Below are 24855 nucleotides of genomic sequence, written 5' to 3'. Positions count from 1 at the left end.
GTCCGGAAAATCCATGTCAAACACCAAAGCCACCGCATTGCAGCCGATTCCTCGCACCGACACCACGATTTCCGTGGCCGATGGTGTGCAGGCCCATGTGCGCCTCTATGGCGGCAAGCGACGCGGCGAAGTGGTCCCGCTGGTGCTGCATTTCCATGGCGGCGCCTTTGTGGCCGGGGATCTGGACAACGGTTGCACCGTCGGCAGCTCGCTGGCGGCGGCCGGGGCCTGTGTGGTGTCGCTGGCTTATCCGCTGGCACCCGAGCATCCGTTTCCGCGTCCGCTGGAGCTGGGCTACGAGGTGCTGCTGTGGGCCTACAAGCAACGCACCAAGCTGGCCGGAAAGGGCGCTCCGCTCTATCTGGCCGGTGAAGAGGCAGGCGCCAATCTGGCGGCCGGCGTCTGCATGATGGCACGCGATCAGCAGCAGCCGCCGCTGGCCGGGCAGATTCTGATCTCTCCCATGCTGGACCCTTGCTCGGCCACGCCTTCGCAGCGTGCCGCCCAGGGCGAGTCCGTCGAATGCAAATGGGCTTCGGGCTGGTGCCAGTACCTGGGCGAGCCGCATGATGCGGAGCACCCCTATGCGGTGCCGGCGAGGGCCCGCCGCCTCGCGGGACTGCCGCCCACGCTGATTCTGGTCGGCGAGGCCGACCCCATGCGGGATGAGGCACTGAACTATGGCGCGCGGCTGGAAGCTGCCGGCCTGAGCGTGTTTCGCCATGTGTTTGCAGAAGCGGGGGAATGGCCGCAGGCACTGCTGGAGCAGCCGCCCGAGTCCTGCCCTTGCGCCGCGCAGTTGCAAGAGCAGCTGCGCCAGTTTTTCGAAACCACCCGATGTCGGCTCTGAGCTGATCTTTCCCTGCTGATACCGCTGACCTGATCCGGCCTCCTGGGCCGGACGCAGCACGGCTGCGCCTTTTTTCTTCTCTTTCTCATTCGATTCCTGGCCTGAGCGCTGGAAGGGATGAGTCTTGCCTGCCGCCGAAAGAGCCGCTACCGCTTTCAACCCTTGAACCAAAGACATTGCCATGAACGAGCACTCCAAACTCTCCAATCGCCGCCGGTGGGCCGCCGCCGGCGTCGCCGCTGCCGTGATCGCCACGACCGCCGCCATGCTGGGCCTGCAGGCATCGCACGCGGAAGCACCGGCTGCGCAAGCCGCAGCGCCGGCAGTGCCGGTCTCGGCAGCCCAGGTCCTGCAGCAGGACGTGACGCTGTGGAATGAATTCTCCGGCCGTCTTGAAGCCGTGCAGCGCGTGGATGTGCAGCCGCGCGTCTCGGGCGCGGTGCAGGCCGTGCATTTCAAGGAAGGCGCGCTGGTCAAGGCCGGTGATCTGCTGTTCACCGTGGACCCGGCTCCCTATGTGGCAGAAGTCGATCGCGCCGAAGCCCAGGTGGTTGCCGCCAAAGCGCGCATGGCCTATACCCAGAGCGAGTCCGAGCGCGCCACGCGTCTGTGGGACGAGCGGGCGATCGCGCAAAAGGAATACGACGAGCGCGTGAATGCCCGGCGCGAGGCCGATGCGAATCTGCGCGCCGCCCAGGCGGCGCTGCAGACCGCCAAGCTGAATCTGGGCTACACCCAGGTCAAGGCTCCGGTGAACGGGCGCGTGGGCCGTATCGAGGTCACGGTGGGCAATCTCGTGAGCTCGGGAGCCGGAGCGCCGGTGCTGACCACCCTGGTGTCGGTGGACCCGATGTATGCCAGTTTCGACGCCGACGAGCAGATCGTGGCCCAGGCGCTGCATGGCCTGCAGAGCGCAAGCCAGGGGCGCAGCACGCGTGCGCTGATTGAAACCATTCCCGTGCAGATGGGTGTGGGCACCAGCGGCGGAACGCCCTATGCCGGTCATCTGCAGCTCATCGACAACCAGGTCGATGCCAAGAGCGGCACGGTGCGTGTGCGCGCCGTGTTCGGCAACGTGGACGGCACGCTCATGGCAGGTCAGTTCGCGCGCATCCGCATGGGGCAGCCCCAGACCACCCAGGCCGTGCTCATCAACGAGCGCGCCGTGGGCACGGACCAGAGCAAGAAATTCGTGCTGGTGGTAGGCGAGGGCAACAAGGCCGAATACCGGGAGGTGCAACTGGGCGCACCGGTGAACGGCTTGCGCGTGGTCACTTCGGGCCTCAAGGCCGGCGAGCGCATCGTCGTCAACGGACTGCAGCGTGTGCGCCCCGGCGTGGTGGTCGCGCCTCAGGACGTGCCCATGGACGCCAAGGCCGAGCTGGCCGATGGCCGCGGCGCCGCCAAGCAACACACGGTCTGAGAACCCTTAATCCTCCGACACCATGAACCTTTCCCGATTTTTCATCGACCGCCCGATCTTCGCGGGTGTGCTGTCGGTGCTCATCTTTCTCGCTGGCCTGATCGCCATGCGGACGCTGCCGATCTCGGAATACCCCGAGGTCGCCCCCCCTTCGGTGGTGGTGCGCGCCCAGTACCCGGGTGCCAACCCCAAGGTGATTGCCGAAACTGTGGCCACGCCGCTGGAGGAATCCATCAACGGCGTGGAAGGCATGCTCTATATGGGCAGCCAGGCCACGACCGACGGCGTGATGACGCTGACCGTGACCTTCGCGCTGGGCACCGATCCCGACAAGGCGCAGCAGCTGGTGCAGAACCGCGTCTCCCAGGCCGAGCCGCGCCTGCCCGAGGAAGTGCGCCGCCTGGGCATCACCACGGTCAAGAGTGCGCCCGACCTGACCATGGTCGTGCACATGGTCTCGCCCAACGGCCGCTATGACATCGACTATCTGCGCAACTATGCCGTGCTCAATGTGAAGGACCGCCTGGCGCGCATCCAGGGTGTGGGCCAGGTGCAGATCTTCGGCGGCGGCGACTATTCCATGCGTGCCTGGCTGGATCCGCAGAAGGTGGCGCAGCGAGGTCTCTCGGCCGCCGACGTGGTGGCCGCCATCCGCGGCCAGAACGTGCAGGCTGCAGCCGGCGTGGTCGGCGCCTCGCCCGGTCTGCCCGGTGTGGACATGCAACTGTCCATCAATGCGCAAGGCCGCTTGCAGACCGAGGAAGAGTTCGGCGACATCATCGTCAAGACCGGCTCCGACGGTGCCGTGACGCGCCTGCGTGACGTGGCCAGGCTGGAGCTGGGCGCAGCCGATTATTCGCTGCGCTCCCTGCTCAACAACGACCCGGCCGTGGGCATGGGCGTGTTCCAGGCTCCGGGCTCGAATGCCCTGGAGATCTCGGCCAATGTGCGCTCCACCATGGCCGAGCTGCAAAAGCACATGCCTGAAGGCGTGGAGTTCCGCATTGCCTACGACCCCACGCAATTCGTGCGGGCTTCGATCAAGTCCGTGATCCAGACCCTGCTGGAAGCCGTGGCCCTGGTCGTGGTGGTGGTGATCCTGTTCCTGCAGACCTGGCGCGCTTCCATCATTCCGCTGCTGGCCGTGCCGGTGTCGGTGGTGGGTACCTTCGCCGTGCTGCACCTGCTGGGCTTTTCCATCAATGCGCTGAGCCTGTTCGGCCTGGTGCTGGCCATCGGCATCGTGGTGGATGACGCCATCGTGGTGGTGGAGAACGTGGAGCGCAACATCGAGGCCGGTCTGTCGCCGCGCCAGGCTACCTACCGCGCCATGCAGGAGGTGAGCGGGCCCATCATCGCCATTGCACTGGTGCTGGTGGCCGTGTTCGTGCCGCTGGCCTTCATCAGCGGCCTGACGGGCCAGTTCTATCGCCAGTTCGCGGTGACCATCGCCATCTCGACGGTGATCTCGGCCATCAACTCGCTGACCCTGTCGCCTGCGCTGTCCGCGCTGCTGCTGCGCGGCCACGATGCTCCCAAGGACGCGCTGACACGCGGCATGGAGCGTGTGCTGGGCGGGTTCTTTCGCCGCTTCAACGCCTTGTTCCGGCGCGGCTCCGATGCCTATAGCGTCGGCGTGCAGCGCGTCATCGGCCGCAAGGCGCTGATGCTGGTGATCTACGCCGTGCTGGTAGGCGCGACCTGGGGGCTGTTCAAGCTGGTGCCCGGCGGTTTTGTGCCGGCCCAGGACAAGCAGTACCTGGTCGGCTTTGCCCAGTTGCCCGATGGCGCCACACTGGACCGCACTGAAGATGTGATCCGCCGCATGGGCGAGATCGTCAAGAACAATCCCAATGTGGAAGACGCCATCGCCTTCCCCGGACTGTCCATCAACGGCTTCACCAACAGCTCCAACTCGGGCATCGTCTTTGTCACGCTCAAGCCCTTTGCCGAGCGCACGCATGCCGACCAGAGCGGCGGTGCCGTGGCGGGCCAGCTCAACCAGGCCTTTGGCAGCATCCAGGAAGCCTTTATCGCCATGTTCCCGCCGCCCCCTGTGGCCGGCCTCGGAACGACCGGCGGCTTCAAGCTGCAGATCGAGGATCGTGCCTCGCTGGGCTACGACGCTATGGACGCGGCCGTGAAGGCATTCATGGCCAAGGCCTACCAGACGCCCGAGCTGGCTGGCCTGTTCACCAGCTGGCAGGTCAACGTGCCCCAGCTCTATGCCGCCATCGACCGCACCAAGGCGCGCCAGCTCGGTGTGCCGGTGACGGATATCTTCGAGACGCTGCAGATCTACCTGGGTAGCTTGTATGCGAATGACTTCAACCAGTTCGGCCGCACCTATAGTGTACGCGTCCAGGCCGATGCCGCCTATCGGGCGCGCGCCGAAGACGTGGGCCTGCTCAAGGTGCGTTCCACCACGGGCGAGATGGTGCCGCTGTCAGCGTTGATGAAGCTCGAACCCAGTTTCGGGCCCGAGCGCGCCATGCGCTACAACGGCTTTCTGGCCGCCGACGTGAATGGCGGGCCCGCGCCCGGCTTCTCCTCGGGCCAGGCACAGGCCGCCGTCGAACGCATTGCCGCCGAAACCCTGCCGCCCGGCATAGGCTTCGAGTGGACCGAGCTGACCTACCAGGAAATCCTGGCCGGCAATTCCGCCGTGCTGGTGTTCCCCATCGCCATCCTGCTGGTCTTCCTGGTGCTGGCGGCGCAGTACGAAAGCCTGACTTTGCCGATTGCCATCATCCTCATCGTGCCCATGGGTCTGCTGGCCGCCATGACCGGCGTGTGGCTGAGCGGCGGCGACAACAATGTGTTCACACAGATCGGGCTCATCGTACTGGTGGGGTTGTCGGCCAAGAACGCCATCCTGATCGTGGAGTTCGCCCGCGAGCTCGAATTTGCCGGCCGCACCCCCGTGCAGGCCGCCATCGAAGCCAGTCGCCTGCGCCTGCGCCCCATCCTCATGACCTCGCTGGCCTTTGTCATGGGCGTGCTGCCGCTGGTGCTGTCCACGGGCGCTGGAGCCGAGATGCGCAGCGCCATGGGCGTGGCGGTGTTCGCCGGCATGATCGGTGTGACGGCCTTCGGCCTGTTCCTCACGCCGGTGTTCTATGTGGTGCTGCGCCGTCTGGCCGGCAACCGTCCGCTGCAGCAGCATGGCAGTCATGTGGCGCCGATCAGCGAGCCGGGTCACGGTGCCTCGGCCCTGCCCATGCCTGCTGCGCCGCGCGGCCATGACGAATAGGCCCCAATCAACCATGGATTCCGATATGAAAACGATGCAAGGCATTCGATCCCTGATGCCGTCTCTGAGCGCTCTGACGGCAGCCTTGGTGCTGGCGGGTTGCGCCAGCGCACCGCCCACTGTGGCCGAGCATGCCGGCGTTGCCGTGCCGGCAAGCTTCAGCGCCCAGGCCGCAGCCGCGGGCTGGACGCAGGCCGTCCCGGCCGAGGCCCAGTCGCGCGGGGCCTGGTGGCTGGTATTTGCCGACGCCGAACTCAGCGCTCTGGTGGAGCGTGCGGGTGAAGCCAATACCGATGTGCAGACCGCTGCGGCACGCCTGGCCGAAGCCCGCGCGTTGCTGCGCTCGGCCGATGCCCAGCGGCAGCCGCAGATCGGGGCCTCGGGCGGCGCTGTGCGCCAGGCCGGTGCGAACACGGCGAACGGCCTGCAGCCCGCCACCCTGGTCACGGCCGGCCTGAACTTCTCCTATGAAGCGGATCTGTTTGGCAGGCTGTCGCGAGCCAGCGAAGCGGCACGCCAGGATGCCAATGCACGCGAGGCCTTGCTGCAGAGCACGCGCCTGATGGTGCAGGCCGATGTGGCGCAGACCTATCTGCAGCTGCGTTCGCTGCAGACCGAGCGCCAGCTGGTCGAGCAGAGTCTGGTGGCCTATCGCGAGACGTTGACGCTGATCGAGAAGCGCTTCCGGGCCGGCGATGCGGCAGAGCTGGACGTGGCGCGCATGCAGACCGAGGTTTCGGCCACCGAGGCCGAGACGCTGGCGCTGGAGCGCCAGCAGGCGGCCCTCACGCATGCGCTGGCCGTGCTGGTCGGGGACATCGCCACTGGCTTCACGCTGGCTACGCAGCCTGTGCTGGCAACGCTGCCCGTGATTCCGGCAGGCGTGCCCGCCACGGTGCTGGCGCGCCGCCCCGATGTGTCGGCGGCCCAGGCATCGGTGCTGGCGGCCCAGGCCCGCGTGGGCGTGGCCCAGGCTGCATGGTTTCCGGCCATCACGCTCACGGGCAATGGCGGCTATGCCTCGCCGGAGCTCGGCGATCTGTTCAAGTGGTCTGCGCGCTCCTGGGGCATAGGCGCCTTGCTGTCCCTGCCCATCTTCGACGGCGGCCAGCGCGCAGCGCAGGAAGAGGGGGCCCGTGCACGCCTGGAGGCTGCCGTGGCAGCCCAGCGCGGTCAGGTGCTCGCGGCCTTCCGGGAGGTCGAGGATCAGCTCAGTGCCTTGCGCCTGCTCTCGGGTCAGGCCCATGTGCTGGGGCAGGCCGTACAGTCTTCGGAGCGCGCCACCCATCTCTCGGACGTGCGCTACCGTAATGGTCTGGTGAGCCAGCTGGAGCTGCTCGATGCGCGTCGCAACGAGTTGCGCAACCGGCGTCAGGCCCTGCAGGTGCGCACTGCGCAGTACACGGCCACGGTGGCGCTGATTCGTGCGCTGGGCGGCGGCTGGGACAGCGGCCAGCCGGTGGCTGCACGCGGATGAGGAGGGGCTCGTTCTGGATCCGGTTTGCGCGCTGTTGCTGCACTAACCGGGTCCGAGCAGGCCTGGGCTGAAGTCAGCGGCAAAGCTACGAGGCCAGTGAATTGCCCGTGTCTGGATTGGGATTGGCGCGAGCTCGTGACGCACGACCTTGAAGCCTCCGGGTGTGAAATTCTCCGGACTCGGAGGACTACGGGGTACATCAAGGTCTTTGCGACAAGCGCTGCAATGGAAGTGACGACGGTTAGCTGGTGGTTGCTTTCGTATCGCGTCGGCTCATCTTGTTATCCCGGGCTTGCGCTCTGCGATACCGTCTAGGGCGAAAGCTCATGCTTCTGCGGTGATGCCGAACTGGACATGGCCCCCGTGAACAATGAGTTCGTCTGGGCCAAAGAGCACGCCGTTGAAAGTGCCTGTTGTTGCTTCGGAGGCGCTGGGCATTACCATTTCCGATAACTCACCAAATGCGATTGGAGCCTTGAAGTGCAGCCTCATGCCTGTGCAAAAGGTCACGATGAAGGGCTCGCCAATGATTGCCTGGTAGGCACCGGTATGCATGCAATGTTTCGTCATGTTGTTTCGCTCTTTTGCTTACGCCCAGGTCGGGAAAGGGTCCTTGAAGGTTCTCCACGCCCGGGGGCCTAGAGTCATCTCCCGGTCTGTTAACAGGCATGCGTCGAACATGCGTCGGAGTGCTGCTTCGTCCATATCAATTCCGATGAGGACCAACTCTTGGCGTGCGTCTCCAACCTCCTCGTCCCAGTTCTTCTTGATGGCCGCAATGGCCTCCGAGTCCTTTGGCCAATGCTCTTGAGGCACGGTGGCCCACCATTGACCAGCGAGGCCGTTCCGACACACGGCACCTGCCTGAGACCAGTCGCCGACCTTGGCGGGGCGACTGGCCAGCCAGAAGAAGCCTTTGGAACGAATGACTCCCGGCCATTCGGTCTCCACCAGCCTGTGAAAGCGCTCGGGGTGGAAGGGGCGGCGCGACCGATAGACAAAGCTGCCAATCCCGTATTCATCGGTCTCAGGCTTGTGCTCACCACGAAGCTCCTTGAGCCAGCCCGGGGCCTTTGCCGCCTCTTCAAAGTTGAAGAGCTTGGTTGAAAGCACGGATGCGAGGGGCACTTTGCCGAAGGTCGCCTCAACGATTCTGGCGCGAGGGTTCAAGCTCGCCAGAATGGCCCGTAGACGCAATTGCTCCGCGTCGGAGATGAGGTCGGTCTTGTTCAGAACGAGCACATCGCAAAACTCGATTTGCTCGATAAGCAAGTCGACAACACACCGTTGGTCCTCCTGTCCAAGCGATTCGCCACGGCTCTTGAGGCTATCCCTTGATTCATAGTCCTTGAGGAAATTGAAGCCATCGACAACCGTGACCATGGTGTCCAGAGCCGCGATATCGGAAAGACTTGCTCCTGCTTCGTCGGTGAAGGTGAACGTTTCGGCCACAGGCAGTGGCTCTGAAATACCTGTGGATTCGATGACGAGATGGTCGAAGCGTTTTTCTTTGGCGAGCCTGCGGACCTCCACCAGAAGGTCTTCGCGCAAGGTGCAGCAGATGCAGCCATTGCTCATTTCAACCAGCTTCTCCTCGGTCCGGGAGAGCTTGCTACCGCCATCGCGCACCAGAGCCGCATCGATGTTCACCTCGGACATGTCATTGACTATGACTGCAACTCGGCGGCCTTCGCGGTTGTTGAGTATGTGGTTGAGAAGGGTCGTTTTGCCCGCCCCCAGAAAGCCTGAGAGAACGGTCACTGGAAGCAGCTTAGCCATCGTGAACCTCAGTGTTTAATTGATAATGATAATTCGTTATCAATTATGGCGTAAAAAAGCACGACTGGTTAAATTGGTTGCATGGGTGTGTTGTCCGGCCACCGGTCTGCCTGCAGGCGACTATCTCAATGCGATACTTGGTGCGGATATCACGCGTACATGCCGAGAAGCACCGAAGTTAAGCCTATGAGCACTATTGAAAGATTCCACGTCGAGCAGCGTTTTTCAGACATGGCTGTTTTTGGAAACACAATCTATCTTGCCGGTCAGGTGCCGTCCGATGGCATTCACGACATCAAGGCACAGACAGCAGACGTGTTGGCGACCATAGACCGTCTGCTGAGTGAGGGTGGTGGCAGCAAGCAGAGCATCCTGATGGCTACCGTCTACTTGGCAGATATGGCCGACTATGCGGGCATGAATGAAGCCTGGGACGCATGGGTGCCTGCGGGTAACGCGCCTCCCAGGGCTGCAGTGGAGGCCAAACTGGCCGAGCCCGAGTGGCGTGTTGAAATTGTCGTAGTAGCAGCTCGAATCCAAACTAATGTCGGCGCCATGGTCGACGTTCCATCGCTGCTTGCCTTTGTACTAGCGGCTTCCACCCTGACGGTGACAACTGGAGTGGACACAGCGATGGATGGACGTCGGTCTGCCGTGATGGCCACTTTAGGTATAGCCCAGGGCTGCTTCGCACGGGGAACTGCCGCGGCATTTGGGCTGGTGCGCTCTTGGATGTTTCGGCGGCCGCATACACATTGGTCAAGTGGGTTGGCGCCGCATACCTCGCCTGGATTGGTGCGAAGCTTTTGGCTGGACCTCCAACAGCTTTGGATGGCACCACTCCTGAATCTGAGTCTCACCATGGAGCCGGCGCATTCTGGGGGAGGGTTGCTGAGCAAACTGCCGAATTCCAAGTCGGCATTTTTTGCATCACGCTGCTTGCCGCAGCTCATACCCTCAAGTGCGAACGTTGCTGCGTAGTCGGTCTTCCTTGCCTGCTGCCACATTGCTTTGACCCTTCTGAGGCTCACAACCCTGCAGTGAAGGCGAAAGTTGATAAGGTCACCCATATAGCGCAGGATTTGCCGCTGGTTCGAGAGTTGTGGTACTCGCCCACAGAAGTGTCACTAGCCCCGCCGAACGGCCTTGTTCCTTTGTGCTTGATGCCAGACCGACTCACCGAAATACGTAGATGACGTCCTGTCTTTTCAACACGCAAAGATGAACAGTTTCCGCGCTTTCTTTCGCGAGCGCTGGGTCGTTCGGATGCTTTGTGGCGATAGGGCTGCGCCAGTAGAACGCGCATCCGCTATGTCGCCGTGGTCTGGGAGCCTTTGGGTTGAGGTCTGTTTTTTGCTGAAATGGTTGCCACGGAAGGGCGATTCAATGATGCCACCCACGCTGCTGGCGAGTGATGGCATCTTTCGTGGGCTTCGCAAGAAGCAGTCCCAGGCAGTTCCTTATAGACCGAGGTCTGACAGCCCGGGATGGTCATCGGGACGGCGACCAAGTGGCCAGTGGAACTTCCGCTCCGATTCCTTGATAGGCATGTCGTTGATGCATGCATAGCGACGTCGCATGAGGCCGTCGTCCTCGAATTCCCAGTTTTCGTTCCCGTACGACCGGAACCAGTTTCCCGCGTCGTCGTGCCACTCATACGCATACCGAACCGCTATGCGGTTGCCTTCATGCAACCAAAGCTCTTTGATGAGTCTGTAGTCAAGCTCCTTGTTCCACTTCCTCTCAAGGAAAGCTTGAGCTTCAGCAGGACTGTTGGCGAATTCCGCACGATTGCGCCACTTGGTGTCTAGGGTGTAAGCCATCGCTACCTTGGCCGCATCGCGAGTGTTCCAGCCGTCTTCGGCCAAGCGGACTTTTTGAATAGCAGTTTCCAGTGTGAATGGAGGGAGGGGTGGGCGAGTTTCCATGGTGCGGCCTCTTTAAAAGATATGTAGAACGTTCTGTCTACATTTCCAATGCTAGTGGAAGTAGAACGACCTGTCTACAATGGCCGCATGAAATCTGATGAACAACCTTATGACTCATTGCCTCCGAGGGAGCGCATCCTGGTCGCGGCTCACGCTCTTTTCTATAGAGAGGGCATCAGGGCGACGGGCGTTGACAAGATCATTGACCAGTCGTCGGTCAGCAAGGTCACCTTCTATCGTCAATACGCAAGTAAAGACGACCTGATTCGGGCGTACCTCGATTACCGACACGAGAAGTGGATTTCTTGGTTCCAGTCGAGCATGGCTCAAGCTACCAGTGATGGTTTTTCGCCGGCGGACGCTCTCGTTGGCACTCTTAGGACTTGGTTCAACAGTCCCGATTTCCGGGGCTGCGCCTTTCTCAATGCCGCTGCTGAACTGGGGTCGACAGACCCCGAAATCCTGGTAGTAGTCCGTCAACACAAACAAGAAATGTCATCCGTGCTGGACAGCTTGTTTGGTCACGATTCTGTCTCTGCCGGCAATAAGCTATCTCTGGTGATAGATGGCGCTATCGTCCATGCGCAGATGGGTCAACCGGTTGATGAAGTGATGGGGCACTTCAAAGCGTCAGTTGAAGGAATTCTGAGCAGATGAGGTACATCGGCGAGAGTCCAGCCGTTTGAGGGCACTGCGCAAGCTCCATGATCAGTCCTCTGAAATAGTGAGGTTGTCATGGGGTGAAGGCGAGCTAGGCAATAGCTTTAGTGGGATGCTTGAACATCTCGATATGGGGGATACCATCGTCATCGTAGACATCTCCCACAGGCACGAATCCAAGCGAGCCATAGAAATTTTGAAGATGGGCTTGCGCACCAATGCGGATGCCTTGACCTTGAAAATTCGACTCGGTGAAAGCTATAGCCTCGGCGACCAAGGCTCGTCCGATTTGTCGGTCACGGAAATTTTTTAGTGTTATCACACGGCCAATAGAGGGCTCAGGGTATTTGATGCCCGGTTCAACAACACGCGCGTAGGCGGCAAGCTCACCATCTAAAAGCACGCTGAGATGCCAGGACTGAGGGTCCGCGCCATCTGCTTCCTGGTATGCACATTGTTGCTCCACAACGAATACGGACTCACGCGCCTTAATAACTTCGTACATCTCCAGAGCCGTCATCGACTCCATGCGATTCCATCTGAAATGCAGATTCATCTTCTACTTTCTTTGTCTGTCGGTTGAGGCAGGTACCGCTATTGGTAGTGTCTTTTGATCACGAGGTAACGCGCAGTCACTGCTGCTTGATTGTCAAACGCGCTCTCTTGGGTGGTTGAAATCCGAGCACAGTCGCCGGGCTGTAGCTCATAGACGATGGCTCCGCTGCGAAGGCTCAATCTGCCTTCAAGCAACAAGACCTGGTCGGATGAATGAAGGCTCTCTGTTGCGGGGAAAACCACGGTCTGCCCTGCGGGCAGCTCCACTGCAACAATCTCAACCTCTTCGTCATCGCCCGGTGGAGATATCAGCCGGCGAATGTATCCGGTCTCGGGGTCGACCCAGTGCGGCTGTTCTTGCACGTGACGAAGTTGTGGGCTCACCATTCGTGGCTCGCTCATCAGTGACGACAGGCTCAGGCCCATCGCATCCGCAATTTTTGAAAGAAGCACTGCGGTTGGGCTGCTCTCTGCGCGTTCAATCTTGGAAATCATCGCGCGGCTAACGCCCGCCATCTCCCCAAGCTGGTCAAGTGTCAAACCGCGTCGAGTCCGTTCTTCACGAACACGCAGCGGAATCAAGTTCTCAGGAGACGGGCTATCTGTCATGATATCTACTATAGTAGAAAATCTACTATGATGGAATTGACTGGGGCGGTGTTGACGTCACCGAGTTCTGGAAGACAGGGCTGTTGCTCCTCTTGACCTTTGACGAGGAGACTCAGATCGGATGGCGAGGTCGTCGCATGTCGCGAAACGTCACCGACCACCGCATCTCGGAGGTCTCTTCAACGCAGTGCTGCCATTTCCAGCGAGCATCTCCCCGCATGACATAGATGGACCTAGGCCTGACTTCCAAGCTGACCGTTTGATGCGGGCGCTTTGGGTTGTATGGATACGGGCGGAATTTCAGCGTCGCTGTTGCGCCGAAAGAGATCCCGAAGATGCTCTCGAAGTCCGGGACATCGCGATGCCAGCCGAGCGGTGTGCCGGGCGAGTACTCGGACACCAGGGCGTGAGAGAGTCTTTCAGGCTCCATGTTGGCCCACTGCGCGACACGCATACGCAATGGCAACAGGCGCTGGTCGAGGGGCTGTCCCGGCTTGAGTTGGTTCGTCTCGAAGTCGAAGCTTCCGCCGAAGCCCACGACACGTCGCTTGGCGAAGTACTGCTTGTATTTTGCGGACTTGAACGGCAGGGACTGGATTACTTCAATGAGATGGGCTTCTTCCGTCGAGCTCAGGAAGTTCTCCTCGTACCGAAGTCCAGGAATAGATGCCTGTAGCGATTGGTCGTCAAAAAGACCGGCTTGCATAAACAGTTCCTTGGCGGAGGCTCCGGTTTCCAGTTTGCATGGCTACTTTGCTGCATACGATGTAGATGTCAGTGGCAGGCATGAAAAGATGCTGATAGGAGACTACCCCACTTCATGAAAAAAATCCTTTCATGAGAGAACTTTGGGAGGTAAAGCGCCCAAAGACCTTTTAGCCAGGTATTTCAAGTTGGGACGAAGCACATAGGAGTCGTCAACGGATGCTTCATGAACATCACTTTTCACGGTGCGGCGCAGTCGGCCACGGGGTCCTGCTTCCTGGTCCAGGCCCATGACTGCCGCTTTCTCATTGACTGCGGCATGGCCCAGGGCGGCCGCGAAGCTGATGAGCATAATCAGCAGGCCTTTGCCTTCGATGCCGCCGATCTGGATCTTGTGGTTCTGACCCATGCACATATCGACCACAGCGGCCTGCTGCCCAAGCTTGTGGCCCAGGGTTTCAAGGGCTCTGTCTATGCCACGCTGGCCACCCGGGACCTGCACGAAGTCCTGCTCAAGGACAGTGCCCGCCTACAGATGATGGATGCCGAACGGGCGGCGAGGCGCGAGCACCAGCCGGCAGTGCCGCTGTATTCGCCGGCCCATGTGGCAAGCACGCTGGAGCAGGTCCAGGCCAGGCCCTATGGTCACAGCTTCGAGCCGGTAGCGGCACGCGGTTGAGGCCGAGCCGGCGCTGCTGCATCAAATGGTTGCGGGCCCGTCCATGGGTCTGCAAAGTGTACTCTTCAGTGCGCGCACCGCGCTGTCTACCGTGGTGAGTACCGGCAGGCCCGAAGCCTGCTCGCACAGTGCTCTGGCTCTTGCCATGCTGAACTGAGCCAGAGCGATGCGCGCGCATCCTTCATCTCTCAAGCGACGGGCCTGGGCCGCGATGAGCGCATCGTGGCGGGCCAGATCTCCTTCATTCAGGGCCTGCAATGCGCCTTCGGCCAGAGCTAGAAAAAGGTCTGCTGCGGGACCGAACTCGGGCGGCATCGATTTCAGCGTGGGGGCAAAAGTCGCGATGAGTCCAATCTTTCCTGGCTGTTGCAGGGCTTCGGCCACCATGGCCTCATTGGGCCGAAGCACCGGGAGGTCGGCGTGCCGAGCAGCGACTGCATCGATGCAGGGACCGAAGGCCGAGCAGGTAAAGAGCAGGCCTTGTGCACCTGTGGCCACCGCATAGTCGGCCAGTACCTCGAAGCGCTTGTGCATGGCAGCGTCTAGGCTGCTGTTGCTTCGCGCAAGGTCTGCCGACAGGCTGTCGTCGAGCAGGTTCATGCGCACGGCTTGCGGCCAGTCCCTATCGAAGGCGGTATTGATGGGCTCGACCGAATGGCTGAGGGCGTGAATGAGGGCGATCCGAGTCATGTGTGGTTGCCTGGAAGTCGATGAAGTTCAGATGCCTTTGGAGGAAGGATTCTCGAAGCCTTCTCTGGTCTCGGCATTGAGCGGGTAGTTGATATTGGTTCCCTTTGGTGGAATCGGCGACATGAACCATTTTTTGTAGAGCATCTCCATCTCGCCGGATTTCATCATCCCGACCACGACGCGGTCTACCAGCGCCTTGAACTGCGGGTCGTCCTTGCGCAGCATCAGTGACTGATTTTCCGTGCGCAGGTTCTCGCCGGTGATGATGAACTCCTTGGGATTCTGGGTGTTCGCGATCAGACCGGCTAACAGGATGTCGTCGAGCACAAAGGCTGAGGCGCGGCCCGAATTCAGCAGAAGAAAGGAGTCTAGATGGTCTTTTCCGGACAGCTGTGTGACTTCGAGCACCTTGCCGCGGTTGGCTTCACGCAGTAGACGGAACGAGGTCGTGCCGGCGGTGGTGACGACCGACTTGCCCTGCAGGTCGGCAATGCTCTTGATGCCCGAGCTGGCCTTGACGGCCATGCGCACGTTGTAGCGGAAGATGTCTGGTGAGAAGGCCACGTCCTTCTGGCGCTCAACCAGATTGGTCGTGGAGCCGCACTCGATGTCGACGGTCCCGTTGGTCACGAGAGGGATGCGGTTCTGAGACGTCACCACCTGGTATTTGATAGCGATCCTGGGCTGCTTCAGCTCGGCCTTGATGGCGTCCACGATCTTCATGCAGATGTCGATGCTGTAGCCAATGGGAGTTGCGTTATCGGAGATGTAGGAGAAGCCGAACGAGGCCTCGCGGTGACCCAGGGTGATGGTCCCGCTGTCCTTGATCTTCTTCAAAGTAGGCGACTCTTGTGCGAGAGCCTCGCATGCGGGAACAAGTGCAGTGGCCAGCATGGCGGCAGTCATGAGGTTTTGAAGATGGAAGCGCATGGTATTCCTGATTCAGGCAGTGGGGAGGGAGGTCTTCAGGCCGCGATTGCGGCATGTCCGGTGGTTGCGTCCACGGACTCAGCCAGCAGGCTGGCAATAGTCCTGAGCTCATCGCGGCTGGCGATATAGGGCGGAGCAAGCAGCACATGGTCGCCGTTGACGCCATCGACGGTGCCGCCGAACGGGTAGCAGAGCAGGCCCCGTGCCATGGCGTCTTTCTTGAGCCTGGCATTGAGCTTGAGCGCTGGGCTGAATGGCCGTTTCTCGGCCTTGTCGGCCACCAGTTCTATGCCCCAGAAGAAACCTCGACCGCGCACCTCCCCCACATGAGGGTGGTCGCGCAGGGACTCGCGCAGCAGCGCGCCGAAGAACTCGCCGTCTTCGCGCACCTTGGCGAGCAGGCCGTCGCGGTGGATGACCCGCTGGACGGCAAGTGCTGCAGCACAGGCAACGGGATGGCCGAGATAGGTATGGCCGTGCTGGAAGAAGCCGCTGCCGCAGGACATGGCGTCGACAATGTGTTTTTGTGCAAGCACGGCGCCTATGGCCTGATAGCCGCCGCCCAGCCCCTTGGCGACGGTCATCAGGTCCGGGCTGACGCCTTCCTGCTCGCAGGCATGCAGCGTCCCGGTCCGTCCCATGCCGCACATCACTTCATCGAGAATCAGCAGCACGCCATGGCGGTCGCAGACTTCGCGTACGGCCTTGAAGTAACCCGGCACGGGGGTCAACACGCCTGCCGTGGCTCCGCCCACGGTTTCCGCCACAAAGGCGATGACCCGGCCGGGACCTTGGGCGAGTATGGCCGTGTCCAGCTCCTGCGCCAGCCGTTGTCCATATTGCTCAGGAGTCTCTTCGGCGCGTTGTTCGCGGTAGGGGTAGCAAGGTGCCACATGCGTGGCAGGCACCAGGATGGGAGCAAAGGGAGCGCGGCGCCACTCGTTGCCGCCGACGGCCAGAGCACCCAGAGTATTGCCGTGGTAGCTCTGCCGCCGCGCAATGAAATGAGTGCGCTCGGGCTGTCCGATCTCCACAAAGTACTGGCGCGCCATCTTCAGGGCAGACTCCACGGCTTCGGAGCCCCCGCTGACCAGATAGACATGGCTCATGCCTTCGGGGGCCGTGCGGATCAGCTCGTCGGCGAGCTCCTCGGCCGGCCGAGAGCTGAAGAAGCTGGTGTGTGCGTACGCGAGCTCGTCGATCTGGGCATGCATCGCCGCAATCACGTCGGGATGCCCATGGCCCAGCGAGGAAACGGCAGCGCCCCCCGAGGCATCCAGGTAGCTATGGCCGTTGGCATCCTGAATTCGCATGCCGCGAGCTGATACGGCAATGGGTGGGGTGGTTCGCAGATGGCGGTGGAAGACATGCGTCATGGGGAAGGTTCCGAAAATTGATACGGGTGCCAGGCAGCTTCGCCTGGCATTGGAACTAATGTTCTGTTTAAAGTATTTATTGGAACAAATGTTTCGTCAAGAGAAATATCACCCGGTTGTATGCTCTGGGAACATTTGTTCCATTCGCGTTCCAGCCAGGCACTTGGCGAGGACCGCTTTCGATTAAGTCTTCAACAATGACAGTCAAGGACGAGCTGCGAGGCCGCTTCAACTCGCTGAGTCCCGCTCTTCAGCGGATCGCGAAATACGTGCTGGACCACCCCAACGAGGTGGTCACTAGTTCGATGCGCCATGTGGGAGTCAGCGCGGATGCACGCCCGGCGACTCTGGTACGCTTTGCCCAGCAACTGGGCTTTGCGGGCTGGCCGGAACTCAAGCAGGCGATCGCGCAGGAGATGGGCCTGGGCCGGGAGGCCTATGGCGACCGGGCCCGCTCCTTGCTGGAGCGCGCCAGTGACCAGTGCCTGGCGACTGAGATATTCCAGGTTCACAAGGCGAACCTCGAGACCACGGAGCGTCACAGCAGGAGCGGGCTCAACGATGCAGCCGCCTTGCTGGAGGGGGCGGCCCATGTGCATGCTGCGGGGTTCCGGGCCTGCTTTCCCATCGCGTTTTCTTTCGTCTATGTGTACAGGCTGTTTCGGAACTCCGTGCATCTCATGGACGGCCAGGGCGGCTCTCTGGAGATGCAGACCCGGTCCATGGTCGCGGGTGATGCGCTGCTGGTCATCAGCTTCGCGCCGTATTCGCGCGAGGTGCTGCAGGTGGCGGAAGCGGCCAAACGTGGCGGATGCAAAGTGATTGCGATCACCGATAGCGATGCCTCGCCGCTTTCGCTTCTCGCGGACGTGACGCTGCTGTTCTCGACGCAGAGTCCCTCGTTTTTCCCATCGATCACCTCGGGCATGGCATTGACCGAGTCGCTGCTGGAACTGCTGGTCAGCCGTGCTGGCAAGCCGGTCATCGACCGCATTGAGAGGGCAGAGGCCCATTTGTTCGAGTCAGGCGCCTATGTGGATGCCGGGGGCCGAGGTGGTTAAACCGGCTTAGGAGGCAAGAGGCTCGGCCCCCGTCACAGTGTGCACGGCAAGGCTCTTTGCCTGCAATCATGGAGCGGGTCAAAATTCAATCACTGGCTGAACTGCCGTCTCGTTCCCATGAACCACCTCCGGTTTGAGCTTCCGTCTTAACAGAGTGCCCTTGAAACCGGCAACAGCCCATGCAGCCAGACAGATTGATGGAAGTCCGATATCACAGCAGGCAGCGCAGGGTTTAAGTAGTAAAAGGGCTGTTTACTAATAGAGATCGCTGGCTAAATCCAACCGATAACCAACGCCATATACAGATCGAATTGGCTCATCAGTGACCCCGGCTTCTATGAGCTTGCGACGCAGGTTCTTGATATGGCTGTCGACCGTCCGATCAACGACTACACGGTGATCGGGATACAGCTGATTCAATAGTTGCTCGCGTGGCCAGATGCGCAAAGGACTGGAGGCCAACGCGCTGAGCAGGCGGAACTCCACCGGCGTGAGATCCAGCTCTCTGCCATACAGCCGGGCGCGCAAGTTTTGCTCCTCGATCTGCAGGGCCTGTGTTCTTGGCGCTGGTATCTGGTGGTAACGGCGCAGTACCGTACCCACTCTGGCTACCACTTCCCGAGGGCTGAAGGGCTTGCACACATAGTCATCGGCACCGATCTGCAGACCCAGCAGACGGTCAACCTCGTCGACACGCGCCGTGACCATGATGATGGGAACCTGGCTTTGCGCGCGTAGCTCCCGGCACAGACTGACGCCATCGCGGTTGGGCAGCATCACGTCCAGCAGGATCAGATCGTGCCGGCGCTGCGCATAGGCGGAAATGACCTGTGCGCCGTCGGCTATCCATTCGCAGCGATAGCCTGTTGCGAGCAGGTAGTCCGAGAGCACGGCGGCTAACCGTGGCTCGTCTTCCACAATCAGAATCAAGGCATCCGTTGGGGCACGGGCGGGGGAGCTGGGGATATTCATGGCGGGGGCAAGGCAGGCAGGCGGATCATGATGCACAGACCGCCCAGACGAGAGGGGAGTGCCGCGATTTCTCCGCCATGGAACTCGACGATATTGCGGCAGATAGAAAGGCCCAGGCCGCTGCCGCCACTGCTTCGGTTGCGCGAGGCGTCGACTCGGTAAAACCGTTCGAACAGCTGCTGTCTTGAGGGTTCGTCGACGCCGGGAGGCGAATCTTCGATGCTGAGTTCGGCTTCGCCGGCCTGGGTGGTGAGCGTCAGCAGAATCTGTCCGCCGCGCTGTGTGTAGCGAATGGAATTTTCCAGCAGGTTGGACAGCAGCTGTTGCAGACGTGACTCATCGCCCTGAATGAACACTGGCTGCCCCTTGCTGGAGTAGGCCATGGAGAGGCCGCAGTCCCTGGCGCGAGCTTGCATGGTCATGGTGCAGTGCGCAACGATTCGGTCGAGATCCAGCGCTTCAAAGGTGTAGCGGAACTCGCCGGTCTGTGTGACGGCCAGCTCATGGAGATCGTCCACCAGCTTGTTGAGCTGAGTGACTTCGCTTTGCAGCGGCATCAGCGTGCTCAGGCTCATGGGGCGTATCCCGTCCTGTATGGCTTCCAGCTCGGCCTGAAGTACGGCCAGCGGCGTGCGCAACTCGTGCGAAATATCGGCCATGAAGGCACGCCGGTTGTGTTCGATGTTCTCCAGCTTGCCGGCCAGTTGTGAGATGTCGCTGGCCAACTGATCTAGTTCGTCGCGATCGCGCACGGGAATACGCTTGGAGTAGTCGCCGATTGCCAGGCCATGCACAAACTGGGCAATTACCTTCAGCCGCCTGAGCAGGGTCCCGGTCAGCAGCCAGGCCAGCAGTGCCGCTACGACCACCGAGGCCGCTCCGTTCAACCAGCGCGCACGCAGCTGGGCTTCATAAAAGCGCACATCGCCGGCGGCAATCGCATTCTGGAACGGCACCATGGCCAGCCAGCCGACCTGCTGGCCTTGCCTGAGGTTGATTGGCAGGCGAATGGCATCGGCTGCAGCGGCGTTGGCATTGCCGATGACTATGCCTCCGTCAATATCCAGCAGGGCAAAGCGCAGGATGGCGCCGGTCTGGTCGGAGACCGGTGGTACGATTTTTAGGGGCGCTTGCTCCATGGAGGGCGGGCGCATCAGCGCAAACCATTTTTCGGGGTTCTGACGGGCGAATTCCCAGCTACCGTGGCTTTCGTAGGCGGCACTGAGGCGTGGCACGACCTCGTGCATGCGCTCCACACCTTGCTCGTTGAGGTAGCCCATGAAGTCGCGCACGAAGGAGATGCGCACGAAGACCGAGTTCACCACGAGCACGAGAATGCAGGCCGCCAAAATGGCCAGAAACAGCTTGAAGGAAAGTCCGAGCTTGAGGCGCATGAGTGAAGGCAGATGAGGCAATAGCGTCATTGGGCGTCATCCCGGGTCCAGCGTCAACAGGCGCGGCCAGGCGCGTCGGGTCTTCCATATTTCCTGCACATTTGCTGGCGAGCATGAGGGCCTCTGTATTGATCTGTCCTCTCCCATGGCTTTGTTGGCTTCAAGTTCTTCCTGCAGGCGGTCTCGCTACCGCCTTTCTGTATTGTCGGTGGCGCTGTTGTGCGCGGGCTGGCTGGCCGGCTGCAAGCTCCAGCAGCAGGGCCTGCCGCCCCAGGGGGAGGCCGTGGTCGAGGTGCAGGTCATCCAGGCGCAATCGCTGGTGATGGAGCAGTCGCTGGCAGGGCGTTCCGCCGCGCACATGGTGTCTGAGGTGCGCCCGCAGGTGGGAGGCATCATCCTCAAGCGCCTGTTCGATGAAGGCCAGCAGGTCAAGGCCGGGCAGGTGCTCTACCAGATCGACCCGCGCACCTATGAAGCTAGCCTGGAAAGCGCCAAGGCCCAGCTGGCCCAGGCCGAGGCCGCCGTGCTGGCGGCCAAGCCCAAGGCCGAGCGCTACCAGAACCTGGTGGGTATCGACGCCATCAGCAAGCAGGACGGCGACGATGCCCTGGCCACGCTGCGCCAGAACGAGGCCGCCGTGGTGGCGGCGCGCGCCGCGGTGAAGACGGCGCAGATCAATCTGGACTACACCAAGGTCACCGCGCCCATCAGCGGGCGCATCGGTACCTCCACCTACACGCCCGGCGCCCTGGTGACGGCCGGCCAGACGGCCGCGCTGACCACCATCCAGCAGCTGAACCCGATCTATGTGGATGTGACACAGACCAGTGCCCAGCTGCTGGCGCTGCGCAAGCAGATTGCCAGCGGCGCGCTGAAGGCCGTCAACGGCAAGGTGGCGGTGCGCATCATTCTGGAAGACGGCAGCGAGCTGGCCGACAGCGGCACGCTGGAGTTTGTGGGCACTTCGGTGGACACCGGCACCGGCAATGTGTCGCTGCGCGCCGTGGTGCCCAACCCAGACGGCCTGCTGCTGCCCGGCACCTATGTGAAAGCGGTGGTGCCCGCTGCGGTGAACGAGCAGGCCATTCTGGTGTCGCAAAGCGCGGTGACCCGCAACACCAAGGGGGAGCCGGTGGTCAAGCTGGTGGGCCAGGACGGCAAGGTGGAAGAGCGCCGGATTGAAACCGGCGATGCGATCAAGGACCAGTGGGTGGTCACCACCGGGCTGAAGGCGGGTGAGCAATTGATCACCAGCGGCGCCACCAAGGTGCGCGGCGGGCAGCAGGTGAAGACCGCGCCGGCGGAGCAGGGACCAAAGGACAACGCAGCACAGGAGCCACAGGCGCCCAAGGATGCCAAGGCGCAGCAGGCAGCAACGTCATCGGCTGCCTCTGCTGCATCCGCTGTAGCGGGTGCGCCCACCGCATCCACCGGCACGCCGCAATAAGAAGGAGGCTCCATGTCACGCTTCTTCATCGACCGGCCGATTTTTGCCTGGGTGATTGCCATTGTCATCACGCTGTCGGGTCTGCTGTCCATCACCACCTTGCCGGTGGAGCAATACCCCGACATTGCCCCGCCGTCGGTCACCATCCGCGCCACCTACACCGGTGCGTCGGCGCAGACTACTGAAAACTCGGTCACGCAGGTGATCGAGCAGAACATGACAGGACTGGACAACCTTCTGTACATGAATTCCAGCAGCACGTCCTCGGGCTCGGCCCAGGTCACGCTGACCTTTGCCTCCGGCACCGACCCGGACATCGCCCAGGTGCAGGTGCAGAACAAGCTGCAGCAGGCCCAGTCCAAGCTGCCGGAGACGGTGCAGTCCATCGGGGTGACGGTGACCAAGTCCTCGGGCAGCATCTCCATGGTGCTGGCCTTCTACTCCGAAGACGGCAGCATGGACGGCACCGACATTGCCGACTACATGTCGTCCTCCATCAAGGACCCCATCAGCCGCCTCAACGGCGTGGGCAATGTGCAGATCATGGGGGCCGAATATGCAATGCGCATCTGGCTGCACCCCGAGAAGATGCGTACCTATGCGCTGATGCCGTCGGATGTGACCGCCGCACTGCAGGCGCAGAACGCCGACGTTTCTTCCGGCTCGCTGGGCGAGGTGCCTGCGGTAGACGGCCAGGCGCTGAACGCCACGGTCAAGTCGCGCAATCGCCTGCAGACGCCCGATGAGTTCGAGAACATTGTGGTCAAGTCCGACAGCCGAGGCGCCGTGGTGCGTCTGTCGGACGTGGCGCGGGTGGAGCTGGGCAGCCAGTCCTATTCCACGGTGGGCAAGTTCAACGGCAAGCCCGCCGCCGCTCTGGGGGTGGAGCTGGCATCGGGCGCCAACGCCATGAAGGTGTCGGAGCTGGTTGACGCCAAGCTCAAGGAGCTGCAGCCGTATTTCCCCAGCGGCCTGCACTATGAGGTGGCGCACAGCACTACGCCGTTTGTGAAGATCTCCATCCAGGAAGTGGTGCAGACGCTGGTGGAAGCCATTGTGCTGGTGGTTGCCATCATGTACCTGTTCCTGCAGAACTGGCGCGTGACGCTGATCCCGGCCATTGCCGTGCCGGTGGTGCTGATGGGCACCTTCGGCGTGCTGGCCAGCCTGGGGTATTCGATCAACACCCTGTCTATGTTTGCCATGGTGCTGGCCATCGGTCTGCTGGTGGACGATGCCATCGTGGTGGTGGAAAACGTGGAGCGGGTGATGAGCGAGGAGGGCCTGTCCCCCTACGAAGCCACACGCAAGTCCATGGGCCAGATCACGGGCGCGCTGGTGGGCATTGCGCTGGTGCTGACGGCGGTGTTCCTGCCCATGGCGTTCTTTGGCGGCTCCACCGGGGCCATCTACCGCCAGTTCTCCATCACCATCGCTTCGGCCATGCTGCTGTCGGTGCTGGTGGCCATGACGCTGACTCCCGCGCTGTGCGCCAGCATGCTTCAGCCGATTGAAAAAGGCGGCCATGTCACGCAGCGCGGTCCGCTGGGGCGCTTCTTTGCCTGGTTCAACACCCGCTTTGACGCCCTGTCGCACAGCTATGCGCGCGGCGTGGCCGTGCTGACCCGGCGCCGTCTGGCCGGGGTGGCGGTGTTCGCCGTGGTGCTGGGCGTGATGGCCCTGCTGTTCATGCGCCTGCCCACATCCTTCCTGCCGGAAGAAGACCAGGGCGCGCTGTTTGTGCAGGTCAAGCTGCCTTCCGGTTCCACCCAGCAGCAGACGCTGAAGGTGATGGACGAGGTGTCGGCCTATGTGCGCCAGCAGCCCGAGGTGGACTCCACCATGGCGGTGTCGGGCTTCAGCTTCAGCGGCGCCGGGCAGAATGCGGGCATGGCCTTTGTACGCCTAAAGGACTGGAGCCAGCGCCAGGCCGATGCCACGTCCATCGGCAACCGCATCACCATGGCCATGATGCAGAAGTACAGCGACGCGCAGATCTTTGCCATGGCGCCTTCGGGCATTCCGGGGCTGGGGCAGAGCGCGGGCTTCACCCTGCAGCTGCTGGACCAGGGCGGCGCTGGCCACGAGGCCCTGGTGGCCGCACGCCAGCAACTGCTGGCGCTGGCCGCCAAGAGCGACAAGGTGCAATCAGTGCGCTACGGTAGCCTGGAAGACGCGCCCACGTTCGATGTGCAGATTGACGATGCCAAGGCCGGTGCGCTGAGTCTGTCGCAAAGCAATATCAACAGCACCTTGGCCACGGCGCTGGGCAGCACCTATGTGAACGACTTTGTGAACCGGGGCCGCATCAAGAAGGTCTATGTGCAAGGCGAGGCGGATGCCCGCATGCTGCCCGGGGACCTGGGGCGCTGGTCTGTGCGCAACAACAACGGGGACATGGTGCCATTCTCGGCCTTCTCCACCACCAGCTGGAGCAGTGCACCGGCCGCGCTGGCGCGCTTCAACGGCACATCGGCCATGGAAATCAGCGGCCAGGCCGCCCCGGGCGTGAGTTCGGGCGAGGCCATGCTGGAGATGGCGCGCCTGGTGCAGGAAGTGCCGGGCGGCTTTGGCCTGGCATGGTCCGGTCTGTCCTACCAAGAGCAGCAATCGGGCTCGCAGGCGCCGCTGCTGTATGCCATCTCGCTGCTGTTCGTTTTCCTGTGCCTGGCCGCGCTGTACGAGAGCTGGTCCATCCCGTTCTCGGTGATGCTGGCGGTGCCCATCGGCGTGGTCGGTGCCCTGCTGTTCACGGCGGTGCGCGGGCTGTCCAACGACGTGTACTTCCAGGTGGGGCTGCTGGCCACCATCGGCCTGGCGGCCAAGAACGGCATCCTGATTGTGGAGTTTGCCAAGGAGCTGCAGGACAAGCATGGCATGCCCCTGGTGCAGGCCACGCTGCAGGCAGCCCAGCAGCGGTTGCGCCCGATTGTGATGACCTCGCTGGCCTTCATGCTGGGGGTGCTGCCTCTGGTGGTCAGCTCGGGCGCGGGCTCGGGCGGGCGTCATTCGCTGGGCACGGGCGTGCTGGGCGGTACCTTGGCCTCGACCCTGTTCGGCATCTTCT

At 61.9% G+C, this 24855-nt stretch carries 20 protein-coding genes and 1 pseudogene; 10 read left to right on the top strand and 11 right to left on the bottom strand.

Translation table 11 applies throughout. From position 1 onward, the window contains the following. The first annotated feature begins 13 nt into the window (after window positions 1-13). The 4 genes from ACLBXN_RS10210 (at window position 14) to ACLBXN_RS10195 (ending at window position 7003) form a co-directional block, all read left to right on the top strand. Window positions 14-850 carry an alpha/beta hydrolase gene (locus tag ACLBXN_RS10210; RefSeq protein ID WP_447612048.1) on the top strand — a complete coding sequence of 279 codons (837 nt, stop codon included), beginning with the start codon at window positions 14-16 and terminating at the stop codon, window positions 848-850. 181 nt (window positions 851-1031) lie between these two features. After that, window positions 1032-2273 carry an efflux RND transporter periplasmic adaptor subunit gene (locus ACLBXN_RS10205; protein ID WP_447612047.1) on the top strand — a complete coding sequence of 414 codons (1242 nt, stop codon included), beginning with the start codon at window positions 1032-1034 and terminating at the stop codon, window positions 2271-2273. Between the two features lie 22 nt (window positions 2274-2295). Further along, the gene (locus tag ACLBXN_RS10200; RefSeq protein WP_447612046.1) at window positions 2296-5526 is read left to right on the top strand and encodes an efflux RND transporter permease subunit; all 3231 of its coding nucleotides are present in this window, start codon (window positions 2296-2298) and stop codon (window positions 5524-5526) included. A gap of 13 nt (window positions 5527-5539) precedes the next feature. After that, window positions 5540-7003 (top strand): efflux transporter outer membrane subunit, encoded by a 1464-nt coding sequence (locus ACLBXN_RS10195; protein ID WP_447612045.1) that lies wholly within the window; start codon window positions 5540-5542, stop codon window positions 7001-7003. Between the two features lie 324 nt (window positions 7004-7327). Here ACLBXN_RS10195 and ACLBXN_RS10190 read toward each other — a convergent pair whose 3' ends face one another. Both ACLBXN_RS10190 and zigA read right to left on the bottom strand, forming a co-directional pair. Beyond that, on the bottom strand, window positions 7328-7573 hold the full coding sequence (locus ACLBXN_RS10190) for a hypothetical protein (protein ID WP_447612044.1): 246 nt from the start codon (window positions 7571-7573) through the stop codon (window positions 7328-7330). A gap of 18 nt (window positions 7574-7591) precedes the next feature. Beyond that, entirely contained in the window at window positions 7592-8782 is a 1191-nt protein-coding gene (gene zigA, locus ACLBXN_RS10185; protein ID WP_447612043.1) for a zinc metallochaperone GTPase ZigA, read from the bottom strand. Window positions 8783-8968: 186 nt separating this feature from the next. Here zigA and ACLBXN_RS10180 point away from each other — a divergent pair. Further along, window positions 8969-9313: pseudogene (locus ACLBXN_RS10180) on the top strand (RidA family protein); the annotation flags it as partial. A gap of 929 nt (window positions 9314-10242) precedes the next feature. On the opposite strand, the gene ACLBXN_RS10175 reads toward ACLBXN_RS10180, so the two are convergent. Then, the gene (locus tag ACLBXN_RS10175) at window positions 10243-10710 is read right to left on the bottom strand and encodes a nuclear transport factor 2 family protein (protein WP_447612042.1); all 468 of its coding nucleotides are present in this window, start codon (window positions 10708-10710) and stop codon (window positions 10243-10245) included. 87 nt (window positions 10711-10797) lie between these two features. Here ACLBXN_RS10175 and ACLBXN_RS10170 point away from each other — a divergent pair, with 87 nt between their 5' ends. After that, the gene (locus ACLBXN_RS10170; RefSeq protein ID WP_447612041.1) at window positions 10798-11367 is read left to right on the top strand and encodes a TetR/AcrR family transcriptional regulator; all 570 of its coding nucleotides are present in this window, start codon (window positions 10798-10800) and stop codon (window positions 11365-11367) included. A gap of 94 nt (window positions 11368-11461) precedes the next feature. Here the strand turns inward: ACLBXN_RS10170 and ACLBXN_RS10165 are convergent, their stop codons facing one another. From ACLBXN_RS10165 to ACLBXN_RS10155, 3 genes are all read right to left on the bottom strand, one after another. After that, on the bottom strand, window positions 11462-11926 hold the full coding sequence (locus ACLBXN_RS10165; protein WP_043002977.1) for a GNAT family N-acetyltransferase: 465 nt from the start codon (window positions 11924-11926) through the stop codon (window positions 11462-11464). 38 nt (window positions 11927-11964) lie between these two features. Then, the gene (locus tag ACLBXN_RS10160) at window positions 11965-12534 is read right to left on the bottom strand and encodes a helix-turn-helix domain-containing protein (RefSeq protein ID WP_447612040.1); all 570 of its coding nucleotides are present in this window, start codon (window positions 12532-12534) and stop codon (window positions 11965-11967) included. Window positions 12535-12646: 112 nt separating this feature from the next. Then, window positions 12647-13240 (bottom strand): alpha-ketoglutarate-dependent dioxygenase AlkB, encoded by a 594-nt coding sequence (locus ACLBXN_RS10155; RefSeq protein WP_447612039.1) that lies wholly within the window; start codon window positions 13238-13240, stop codon window positions 12647-12649. A 225-nt stretch (window positions 13241-13465) separates the two neighbouring features. Between ACLBXN_RS10155 and ACLBXN_RS10150 the strand changes: the two genes are divergently transcribed. After that, window positions 13466-13918, top strand: a complete 453-nt coding sequence (locus tag ACLBXN_RS10150; protein ID WP_447612038.1) for an MBL fold metallo-hydrolase — start codon at window positions 13466-13468, stop codon at window positions 13916-13918. A 21-nt stretch (window positions 13919-13939) separates the two neighbouring features. On the opposite strand, the gene ACLBXN_RS10145 is transcribed toward ACLBXN_RS10150, so the two are convergent. The 3 genes from ACLBXN_RS10145 to ACLBXN_RS10135 are packed head-to-tail and all read right to left on the bottom strand — an operon-like array spanning window position 13940 to window position 16914. Next, window positions 13940-14608: an aspartate/glutamate racemase family protein gene (locus ACLBXN_RS10145; protein ID WP_447612037.1), complete on the bottom strand. Its 669-nt coding sequence runs from the start codon at window positions 14606-14608 to the stop codon at window positions 13940-13942. A 27-nt stretch (window positions 14609-14635) separates the two neighbouring features. Continuing rightward, on the bottom strand, window positions 14636-15514 hold the full coding sequence (locus ACLBXN_RS10140; RefSeq protein ID WP_447612103.1) for an amino acid ABC transporter substrate-binding protein: 879 nt from the start codon (window positions 15512-15514) through the stop codon (window positions 14636-14638). A 59-nt stretch (window positions 15515-15573) separates the two neighbouring features. Continuing rightward, window positions 15574-16914, bottom strand: coding sequence for an aspartate aminotransferase family protein (locus tag ACLBXN_RS10135; protein ID WP_447612036.1), 1341 nt, complete (start codon window positions 16912-16914; stop codon window positions 15574-15576). A 197-nt stretch (window positions 16915-17111) separates the two neighbouring features. On the opposite strand from ACLBXN_RS10135, the gene ACLBXN_RS10130 reads away from it, so the two are divergent. Next, the gene (locus ACLBXN_RS10130; RefSeq protein ID WP_447612035.1) at window positions 17112-17975 is read left to right on the top strand and encodes a MurR/RpiR family transcriptional regulator; all 864 of its coding nucleotides are present in this window, start codon (window positions 17112-17114) and stop codon (window positions 17973-17975) included. Window positions 17976-18230: 255 nt separating this feature from the next. Here the strand turns inward: ACLBXN_RS10130 and ACLBXN_RS10125 are convergent, their stop codons facing one another. Next, window positions 18231-18947 (bottom strand): response regulator, encoded by a 717-nt coding sequence (locus tag ACLBXN_RS10125; protein WP_447612034.1) that lies wholly within the window; start codon window positions 18945-18947, stop codon window positions 18231-18233. Further along, the gene (locus ACLBXN_RS10120; protein ID WP_447612033.1) at window positions 18944-20341 is read right to left on the bottom strand and encodes an ATP-binding protein; all 1398 of its coding nucleotides are present in this window, start codon (window positions 20339-20341) and stop codon (window positions 18944-18946) included. The genes ACLBXN_RS10125 and ACLBXN_RS10120 overlap by 4 nt, the downstream gene beginning before the upstream one ends. Window positions 20342-20549: 208 nt before the next feature. Here ACLBXN_RS10120 and ACLBXN_RS10115 point away from each other — a divergent pair, with 208 nt between their 5' ends. Continuing rightward, a complete protein-coding gene (locus ACLBXN_RS10115; protein WP_447612032.1) occupies window positions 20550-21788 on the top strand; it encodes an efflux RND transporter periplasmic adaptor subunit in 1239 nt (412 codons plus the stop codon). Between the two features lie 12 nt (window positions 21789-21800). After that, on the top strand, window positions 21801-24855 hold a 3055-nt coding region (locus ACLBXN_RS10110), incomplete at its 3' end, for an efflux RND transporter permease subunit (protein WP_447612031.1).

The organism is Comamonas sp. C24C, assembly GCF_053345995.1.
The sequence above is the reverse complement of the archived record's forward strand: the minus strand, read 5'-3'. Positions and strand labels throughout refer to the sequence as shown.

Excerpts from the sequence above, each read along its gene's own strand:
- ACLBXN_RS10160 (WP_447612040.1), bottom strand. The coding sequence starts at position 12,534 with ATGACAGATAGCCCGTCTCCTGAGAACTTGATTCCGCTGCGTGTTCGT.
- ACLBXN_RS10165 (WP_043002977.1), bottom strand. The coding sequence starts at position 11,926 with ATGAATCTGCATTTCAGATGGAATCGCATGGAGTCGATGACGGCTCTG.
- ACLBXN_RS10120 (WP_447612033.1), bottom strand. The coding sequence starts at position 20,341 with ATGCGCCTCAAGCTCGGACTTTCCTTCAAGCTGTTTCTGGCCATTTTG.
- ACLBXN_RS10170 (WP_447612041.1), top strand. The coding sequence starts at position 10,798 with ATGAAATCTGATGAACAACCTTATGACTCATTGCCTCCGAGGGAGCGC.
- ACLBXN_RS10145 (WP_447612037.1), bottom strand. The coding sequence starts at position 14,608 with ATGACTCGGATCGCCCTCATTCACGCCCTCAGCCATTCGGTCGAGCCC.
- ACLBXN_RS10200 (WP_447612046.1), top strand. The coding sequence starts at position 2,296 with ATGAACCTTTCCCGATTTTTCATCGACCGCCCGATCTTCGCGGGTGTG.
- ACLBXN_RS10210 (WP_447612048.1), top strand. The coding sequence starts at position 14 with ATGTCAAACACCAAAGCCACCGCATTGCAGCCGATTCCTCGCACCGAC.
- ACLBXN_RS10150 (WP_447612038.1), top strand. The coding sequence starts at position 13,466 with ATGAACATCACTTTTCACGGTGCGGCGCAGTCGGCCACGGGGTCCTGC.
- ACLBXN_RS10175 (WP_447612042.1), bottom strand. The coding sequence starts at position 10,710 with ATGGAAACTCGCCCACCCCTCCCTCCATTCACACTGGAAACTGCTATT.
- ACLBXN_RS10190 (WP_447612044.1), bottom strand. The coding sequence starts at position 7,573 with ATGACGAAACATTGCATGCATACCGGTGCCTACCAGGCAATCATTGGC.
- zigA (WP_447612043.1), bottom strand. The coding sequence starts at position 8,782 with ATGGCTAAGCTGCTTCCAGTGACCGTTCTCTCAGGCTTTCTGGGGGCG.
- ACLBXN_RS10140 (WP_447612103.1), bottom strand. The coding sequence starts at position 15,514 with ATGACTGCCGCCATGCTGGCCACTGCACTTGTTCCCGCATGCGAGGCT.
- ACLBXN_RS10195 (WP_447612045.1), top strand. The coding sequence starts at position 5,540 with ATGGATTCCGATATGAAAACGATGCAAGGCATTCGATCCCTGATGCCG.
- ACLBXN_RS10205 (WP_447612047.1), top strand. The coding sequence starts at position 1,032 with ATGAACGAGCACTCCAAACTCTCCAATCGCCGCCGGTGGGCCGCCGCC.
- ACLBXN_RS10130 (WP_447612035.1), top strand. The coding sequence starts at position 17,112 with ATGACAGTCAAGGACGAGCTGCGAGGCCGCTTCAACTCGCTGAGTCCC.
- ACLBXN_RS10155 (WP_447612039.1), bottom strand. The coding sequence starts at position 13,240 with ATGCAAGCCGGTCTTTTTGACGACCAATCGCTACAGGCATCTATTCCT.
- ACLBXN_RS10135 (WP_447612036.1), bottom strand. The coding sequence starts at position 16,914 with ATGACGCATGTCTTCCACCGCCATCTGCGAACCACCCCACCCATTGCC.
- ACLBXN_RS10125 (WP_447612034.1), bottom strand. The coding sequence starts at position 18,947 with ATGAATATCCCCAGCTCCCCCGCCCGTGCCCCAACGGATGCCTTGATT.